5 protein-coding genes and 1 pseudogene are annotated in these 8772 nt (G+C 38.8%); 2 read left to right on the top strand and 4 right to left on the bottom strand.

Annotated features, from left to right (window positions below; all coding sequences use genetic code 11):
* The 4 genes and pseudogenes from AAC037_RS12780 to AAC037_RS12765 all read right to left on the bottom strand — a co-directional run.
* Nucleotides 1-684 (bottom strand): annotated as a pseudogene (locus tag AAC037_RS12780) (hypothetical protein); the annotation flags it as partial.
* A gap of 1 nt (nucleotide 685) precedes the next feature.
* Nucleotides 686-2107 (bottom strand): hypothetical protein, encoded by a 1422-nt coding sequence (locus tag AAC037_RS12775; protein ID WP_339903357.1) that lies wholly within the window; start codon nucleotides 2105-2107, stop codon nucleotides 686-688.
* A gap of 422 nt (nucleotides 2108-2529) precedes the next feature.
* Nucleotides 2530-3057, bottom strand: coding sequence for a sigma-70 family RNA polymerase sigma factor (locus AAC037_RS12770; RefSeq protein ID WP_339903356.1), 528 nt, complete (start codon nucleotides 3055-3057; stop codon nucleotides 2530-2532).
* A 469-nt stretch (nucleotides 3058-3526) separates the two neighbouring features.
* Nucleotides 3527-6139: a family 20 glycosylhydrolase gene (locus AAC037_RS12765; protein WP_339903355.1), complete on the bottom strand. Its 2613-nt coding sequence runs from the start codon at nucleotides 6137-6139 to the stop codon at nucleotides 3527-3529.
* Nucleotides 6140-6215: 76 nt separating this feature from the next.
* Here AAC037_RS12765 and AAC037_RS12760 point away from each other — a divergent pair, with 76 nt between their 5' ends.
* Nucleotides 6216-7313, top strand: a complete 1098-nt coding sequence (locus tag AAC037_RS12760; RefSeq protein WP_339903354.1) for a DUF5009 domain-containing protein — start codon at nucleotides 6216-6218, stop codon at nucleotides 7311-7313.
* A gap of 55 nt (nucleotides 7314-7368) precedes the next feature.
* The coding region (locus tag AAC037_RS12755) for a hypothetical protein (protein ID WP_339903353.1) at nucleotides 7369-8772 on the top strand (1404 nt) is incomplete at its 3' end.

Here is an 8772-nt window from a genome sequence, read left to right as displayed (position 1 = left end):
GGAGCGAAAGCCCGTGTAACCATCCCCTGTCCAAGTCCGAAAGTAACAAACATATTGCGCTTCACTAGCAGACCAAAAAACTACATTTTGAGAATCAAAGACCCCCTCCCTAAAAACCGGCTCCTCCTGCAACTTCTTCCATTCTTTTCCATCTGCAGAAACATAGGCCACCAAACCACTTTTTCTGGTCCCTCCCAAAGCCTTGTATTTTTCTGAACTTTTAGCCAAGGGGTTGCTGTCCAAAAATGGGCTAAAATTATGCGTAACCGGTGCAGCATTCGCTAATATTACATTGTTTTTTTTAGTACCATTCACCGTGAATAGTTTCAAATCCGGCTTGGTCCAATTAATACCATCCTTGGATTCCGCATAACAGGTTACCTCTGCATCATTCCCATCACTGCCTGCTTTGGGTACCCCTCTATAATATGCCCTATAGGTATCCCCATCTTTAATTACTGTGAAATAAGCTGAAAATGCCCCCTCCCAAGGCTTTTCAAACCTTATCACTTCTCCTTGATCCATTGGTTCGTGCAAAGTCAATTCGGCCCCCTCTAACTTTTCTATCAGATAATCATCCACAAACAACTCCCGATTATTTCCAATATTAGGGAGTTGGGCCAAGGCCAGACTTTGAACAAAAAGGAATAGAGCAAATAGTGTAATTTTCTTTAATACCAACATTTTAATAAAATCTAAATGAATATACCGCTGCATCTTTTAAATATATCTTCATCCTGACAGCCTTGCCCGAAAGCCTGGAAACATTGGTAGATTTATTCCAATATACCGTTCTAGATAATTCGTTTCCTATAATTAGCTGACATTCTTCTTTGGAAAAGCCTGGAATTTTATTGCCGTTTTCATCAAGTAATTCAACATAAATCCCACCTGCAGCAGAGGTGGAATAATTTAACTCCAATGCTTTGCCATCAAAAACAAATGGCTTGGTAATCATTTCCCCACCGTCATACCCTGCAGACAGGGAAGCAAAGCCATCCAATCTTATGCTGTACCTCCTTAAATGAGCCGTTGACTGCGCATAATCCTGGTTTACATATATGGACATTTCATAGGGACTGGTTTGAACCACATTTAATGCCGGATAATTTGTTCGTGAAACCCAATTGCTTAAACCTATACCCGGCCTGATAAAGGACTCCATAAAATACCTATTGTAATTATTACCTCCTCGGGATGACATTAAAAAAGCATCCGAACAGGCCTTATAATAATTAGGGTCAACGCCAAGCGCATCGGCTTGTTCATCTGTAACAACTTGCTTATTCGGCATAAATCGGCCTCCTATACCAAGGTAAATTTGTGGTGCTCTAAAGTAGGGGCTAGTCTGTTGGGTATACAGGTGCTCTAAGGGTGCTGTGCCATATTTCATCTTTCCCCCTTCACTCCATGTTTCAAAATCAATTGAAGAAGTCCTGCTTACTGATCTAAATCCGGAATCCTTGGTTCTGAAGTATATCAGGTATTTGTTTTCTACTGGAGACCAAAAGCTTACATTCTGAGAATCTAAATTCCCCTCTTTCAGAACCGCTTCTTCTTTTATCTTGACCCAATGGATGCCGTCACTTGAAGACAAGGCATACAAACCAGTTCGTTGTTTACCTGCCACTGCCTTATATTTTTCTGCAGGCTTGGCTTTAGGGTTGGTATCTATAAAAGGGCTGAAATTATGCGTCAATTCTTTATCTATTAAGATTACATTGTTTTTTTTCGACCCATTAATTTCATGAATGCCAAGATCCGGTTTGTACCAATTTATTCCGTCTTGAGACTCAGCATAGCAGGTCAACTCCCTATTATTGCCTTCTTTTACATCAGGCAAGCCTCTATAATATGCCCTGTAAATATTACCGTCCTTAATAATGGTTGAATACAACGAAAACTTCCCTTCCCAAGGTTTGTCTAAATAAAAGGCCACACCTTCATCTTTTGGTGCATGCAATTTCAAGCTTGCCCCATCCAGCTGATCAATCAAAAAGTCATCTACAAATAGCTCCCTATTGCTCCCAATGAAAGCATGTTGAGCAAATCCTTGGAAACTAATCGGAATAAGCAACCACAGTAAAAACCAATTAACCTTAGCCATGAGACAATAAATATTAAGAATTAAAACTATGTATTAAAGGCAAACACTAAAGTTATACTATGAAATAGGTAATTCCTCCTACTATTATTTATTATTTCAATACAATTTTGCAGAAGAATTATCCGTGAAAGGCACCTTACCCCAATCGAGGTGAAATTATTTCATAAAAAATAATCTCTCTAAATCACAGCCGGCGCTTTCTAAAATATTAGAATAACAAGCCACATAAAATCAAGGGTACCAAGCCTTGTAAAACATGGCTCAGAAACACAAAAAAAACGTAAAAAACTATACCGATAAAAGCCCAATTCTCTATATAATTAGGCTAAAAAATAAAAATAGACAATACTTTCCCATATCAACGAAATGGCTCATTCAAAAACAACTTCGTTTACTCAAACGCAATTGTTTAATCCCTTAAATTATTCCATTTCCTTCCTTAGGATAAACTTTGCCTTTACCAGCTGGTTTTTTACAGTATTTTTAGAAATCATCAAAAGATCAGCAATTTCATTGTAGGACTTTTTCTCAAAATAGTTCATCTCCAGAATCTGCCTTCTTTTGGGAGACAGGTTTCTGATAATTCGTTCCATTTTGGTCAATTGCTCCTCCTTAACCTGGGCACAGTCATCCTCTTGTTGATGAATCCTTTCCCAAAATTGCTCTTTCAAAGTTTTGTTCTTATTTAAGGCTTTGAGGTAGTCAAAAATTTCATTTTTTACTGAAGTAAAAACATAAGAATTAAAATTTAATTCAGGTTTAATGTTTTTCCTCCTTTTAAGAATTTTCATGAACACCTCATGGTAGATATTCTCAGCTTCCTGTTCATCCTTAATTATGGAAACACTGAAGCGGATTACAGGTATTCTGTAATATTGGTAAATTTTTTCAAAGGCTTTTCTATCGCCATTTCGAAAACCATCCATTGTTTTTTTGTCAGGCTGCTCCATATTCCAATTATTTATGTTTTGATAAAGTATCTAGAGACCAAATAGAATATGTAAATCCTATTTGGCCTTCTAATTATTCATGAATATCAAGGAATAAATTGGTAATTTCTGCGCAAATCACGTATTTAAATCTTCATTTTGCGAAAAATGAGAAATCGCTAATAATTGTAAATGAATGCTTTATGATTTTTTTTATAAAAATTTAATGAATTGATTACAAAATTTGTCTATATATTACCCTAAAATTAAAATTGTGTTATATTATTATACATTAAGTTTTTATTCTATCTTTTTTATGGATTACGGAATTATTAAATCGAGGAATTTACAATTGCCAAAGGCTTTAAAAAACACAAATATTTTGAAATTTTAAACCTTTGAAAAATAAAATTCTTTTTCAATTCCTCCAAACGCCAGCAACCAAACAAAACACAAGCTTAACTTTAAAAATTAAAATAAATTTTATTTTTTATTTCGATTCCCGCAACTCCCATACTTTTGGATTCACCACAATGGACCTACTACCTTTGCCTGTATTATCAAATACCTTCAATTTTACTTCTTTATCGATCTCTATAGGCCCTGTATAAGCTGCTGAAGTCAAAGTAGGTTCTGTTCCATCGGTAGTATACCTGATCTCCAAGCCAGGGAAATTTACATTGGCATATAATTTACCATCCAAAACTTTTGCCCCAGGAGGAGCCACACGATAATTTAGCCCTCCATTCCACCATTTCAGTTTTGGAAAAGCTGTTTGTCCTACTCTATTGGCAAATTCATTCCAGCCCTTCATTATTTTTTGGTCCATTTTTTTCAAATCAGGTTCTTTTTCCCAATCTCGTTCAGCTGCCCAAGCACTCTCTGCAAAACCAAGCATCTTAGGAAACATGTAATATTCAGCCATTTCAGGACCTTTAACTGTTTCCGACCAAAGCTGTGCCTCTAGTCCTATAATATTCTTTTTCGCAGCAGGGTCAATCCTGACCATGTCATTGAAATCCTTCTCTCTATCAATAACCTCACCCATGCTGGTCTTATAAGTGGTCTTGAACCAATCATAAGGTGCAAAAGCCCAGGCATTCTTGGTGTTAACAAACCCTGCCCAATACAAGCCCGGTTCTTCTGGATCATTGCTATAGGCCAAGTCAAAATAAAAGTTTGACACATTACATAGCACGACTTCATAGCCCATATTGGCCAGCTGGTACCCAAGATCCGGGTAATCAAACATATTGTTCCATATATAAGGTACAACATTTCTATCCGCAAACTCCGGGTTAGGTTTGTAGACGCCTGATTCGTCTTTTAACAGAACCATCTCTTCCCATACATGCATTTCCAAATCTCTATCCGCCAGTTTATCCAATAAGGTGCTAAAAAAGTAGGTTTGAAGGTTTTTTGGATCACTGATCTCAGGCAAGCTTTCTAGAAGCTTTTTGGCTTGAGGTGAAGCTGTCCAAGCTCCTTCCGCCACTTCATCTCCTCCTGAATGCATTTTTTTGAGTTTTAAGCCGGCATCATCATACATTTTCGACAACTCATCCACTACCTTAAGATAAAAATCGTAGGTTGAGGCACTAGCCACGTTGACCACATTGTCTTTGAATGACTGTGCAGACATGTATTCTGATTGGTCTTCCGGATCTACCAAGCGGTATGCTTCAGCCTCTTCTTTCTTCCCCTCTTCCATCAACTTCAAATACCTTTTTTCCATGGATTTGATGGCTGCTCGAGCATGTCCAGGAAAGTTAAGCACAGGAATCACCGTTATATGACGCGCTTTTGCGTATTCTAGAATGTCTACAAATTCTTCTCTGGTATAAAACCCACTTCCATTCTTTCCTTCAGTATAAGCAAAAGGCCCGGAGCCATAGCCCGGATGAACAACAGGATCATCCATGCTTTGGGTGTGTTCTCTTTGTCCACCCACTTCAGTCAGCTCAGGCAAGCCGGGGATTTCCACTCTCCACCCTTCATCCTCTGTGGTATAAAACAGGAAATGATTTAACTTATAATGGGACATGATGTCCAAAGTCTTCTTAATCGTCTCTTTGGATTGGAAATTTCTCGCCACATCCATGTGTAAACTTCTGAAACCAAACCTTGGCGCATCTGCAATCATTATGTTTGGTAAAGTCAACGGCAATTTTTGGTTTAGATAAGCTTCATTGCCTAAGAGAGCCAATAAACTTTGTAATCCATAAAATACACCTGCAGGATCACTTCCTGAAATGGATATGCCACTTGGGTCAATTGCCAATTGATAAGCTTCTTCTTTTTTTTCATTCACCTCTATATTTGAAAGCTTTAAAACAATCCCTGAATGATCCCCACTTACCTCTTCCATTGAAAACTTTTCTCCTGTCAGGTCACTTAGTTTATCTCTGAGGTATTTCGCCTCATTGGATAATCCCTTCTCAAAACCAATTGACAAGGCTTCCTCTATCGTATAATTGCCCTCTCCTTTATTTACTTGAAAGGGAGTAGGGATAATAGGTAACAAATCTTCATTTTCTAATTTCACCAATTGGGAATTGCTTTCGAATTGACTCTCTGCAGAATAAGGTACTTCCTTATCCATGGTTCCTCTCAAACGCTGCCTATCCTCCAAAAACGGCTTGACCTTCACATTATTCACAGCTACAATTTCTTCAGATTCCCCGTCCTCTTCATAAAAAACAAAATACATCCCCATAGGAGCATCTGTTTCTTTGATCACACCTTCAATACCCACATAAGGAATTTCTATGCGCTCACCTGGGGCCAAAGAGAAACCTTTGATAGGACTTATTTTATACCAATCTCCATTGATATGGGTGATGTCTGCATTTTCGGTAGAAACAATACCTCTGGGCGACATGCTAAAAAATAATGCCCAGTCTTTCTCACCGAGTAAATAATTGCTTTGATTTTCAATTCCAAAAACAGCTTCAAACTGTCCCTCCGCTGCTGTGAAGTTGGTTTTTAATTCCCAATCGATATAAATATTTTCTACCGCCTCATTCCAATTTGGAGATGTTTGGCAGGAAATAAAACCATTTATAATAATTAAAAAGGTAAAGATCTGAGTGATTTTATTCATAATTAAAATGTTTAAGTAGCCTTATTATTACACCTTATGGTATTAAATTGACTATTAAATAAAAAAAATATATTGTATGAAGCCTACAATTACAAGATTGATATCTCTGGATGCTCTCCGGGGGTTTACCATCGCAGCCATGATTCTAGTGAATTACCCCGGGTCATGGAGCCATGTATATCCACCCTTACTTCATGCAGAATGGCATGGCATGACAATGACAGATTTTATTTTTCCATTCTTTATTTTTATGGTAGGTGTTTCTGTGGCTTTCGCTTATTCTAAAAGACTAGATGAAGGCGTGCCAAAAGCCGGCATGTACAAAAAAATAATTATTCGTGCCATTAAGCTTTTTGTTTTAGGAATATTTCTAAACCTTATTCCGGACTTTGATTTTTCCCATATGCGCATCGCAGGGGTTTTACAAAGGATTTCTATTGTCTTTTTGGCAAGTTCATTTCTTTTTTTGAATGTAGGTTGGAAAAAGCAAGCATACCTAGGTGGAGGTATACTTGTATTTTACTGGCTCTGCATGACCTTGATACCAACACCGGACGAGGGCATTGTTATGCTAGAACCGGGAAGAAACCTTGCCGCTTGGATCGACCGCATATTTTTACCGGGTAAGATGTGGGAAGGAAGCTGGGATCCTGAGGGGTTTTTCTCTACTCTTCCTGCCATAGTAACGGGTATTTTAGGACTTTTGGCAGGAAGGATTCTATTGTCCAATTTCCATGAAAATTTAAAATCAAATTACCTTATGTCAATTGGACTTGTACTCGTTCTGATCGGTTTACTTTGGGCTCAAGTTTTCCCTATTAACAAGCACCTTTGGACCAGTTCTTTTACACTCATTACGGGTGGGGCAGGCTTTATAGGTTTGGGAGCAAGCTATTTCTTGGTAGATATTCTTGGTAAAAAGAAAGGCACCTCTGTTGGAATTATTTTTGGGGCCAATGCTATTTCTGTGTACGTTTTAGCCGATGTATTATCCTTATTCTTTTATGGATTTGAAATCGGAGGTCAATCACTTAACGCACACTTTCTAGACCTATTCACAGGCATTGGACTACCTGTAAATTTGGTAAGTATGCTTTATGCAATTTTGTTTGTAATGATCAATTTTATTCCTGCATACCTCCTGTACAAGAAAAAAATCTTTATTAAACTATAATTCAATGATTACCCGTCACCTTTGTTTTTATTGTCGACTATTATTCTTCATTTGTTTGCCGCTAACCGCCTTAAGCCAAACCGGCAGCATTCATGAACCGGTGCGGTATATTGGAGGAAACAGCATTGATCCTGACCTCCATGAAGGAAGGCTAAGGTATGCTATTGGTGTGGACAGCAGACAAACATTACGGGTAAACAGAACCAATCCCAACCTGGCCGATGACCATGGCTGGACTTACAATCATGCTTCTAATTTGGCTTATTGGAAGGGTACGTTTTATCAACAATACCTAAGCAATCCTGTAGATGAACACATAGCCCCCGGGCAAACCTTAATGATCAGGTCCAAAGATGGTAGGAAGTGGTCCAAGCCGGAAGTAATTTTCCCTCCATATACTCCACCTGAAGGTGTCCAAATTCCTGAAGGGTATGATGGCTATATGATGCATCAACGGATGGGGTTCTATGTCAGTAAAAATGGCAAATTACTCACCCTTGCTTTTTATGGGCACACAGAAGATCCATTTGAAAAGGGGGGCATCGGACGAGTGGTGAGAGAGGTCAATGAAGATGGCAGTTATGGACCTATTTATTTTATCCGGTACAATAGCCATACCCAATGGAATGAGACCAACACCTCTTATCCATTTTATAAAACATCCAATGACAGAGCTTTTGTTGCCGCCTGTGAGGAATTGCTAGACAATACCCTGATTACCCTACAATGGAGAGATGAAGACAATGGCGTAGATGGCTTCTATACAGGCAAACGCGGAGGGGAAGCGTTTTCTTATTATTCAAGAAAGGATGGTGCCATCGTAGGTTTTTGGAAAAGGTCCGCCACCGCCTTGTCAACAGATGGAGGAAAACACTTTTCTAACCCTGTTAAGGCAGAAACGCTTACCATGGCCGGTGGTAAAATATGGGCACAGCAAACCGAAGACAATCGCTATGCCTTAATCTATAATCCCATAAAAATTGATGAATACAGGTACCCGCTTATTGTCGTCAGCTCTGATGACGGAATTATTTTTGATGACATGGTTTTGGTGCAAGGGGAAGTTCCGCCACGAAGATTCTATGGTAGATGGAAAGATTTTGGCCCATGTTATGTCAGAGGTATCGTTGAGGGAAACGGTAACCCACCGGGTGATGATATGTGGCTTACCTACAGCATGAATAAGGAAGACATGTGGGTAAGTAAAGTACCAACTCCTATCAGGTACGCCGTACATGGTCCGGTAATAGATGACTTCGACCAACTCACAGACAATGGAGCCATTCCCAATTGGAATATTTATTCCCCTCGATGGGCACCGGTAAATGTAGTCACATCACCAATAAACTCAGGCATGGCCTTAGCACTTTCTGACGAAGATCCATATGATTACGCAAGGGCCATCAGGGTATTTGAAACCAGTCAAAATATTGAAATAGGTTGGGATTTTATGGTGCCG

The sequence above is a fragment of the uncultured Cyclobacterium sp. genome, assembly GCF_963976465.1.
Classification (GTDB): Bacteria; Bacteroidota; Bacteroidia; order Cytophagales; family Cyclobacteriaceae; genus Cyclobacterium.
This window is presented reverse-complemented; position numbering and strand designations above follow the sequence as displayed.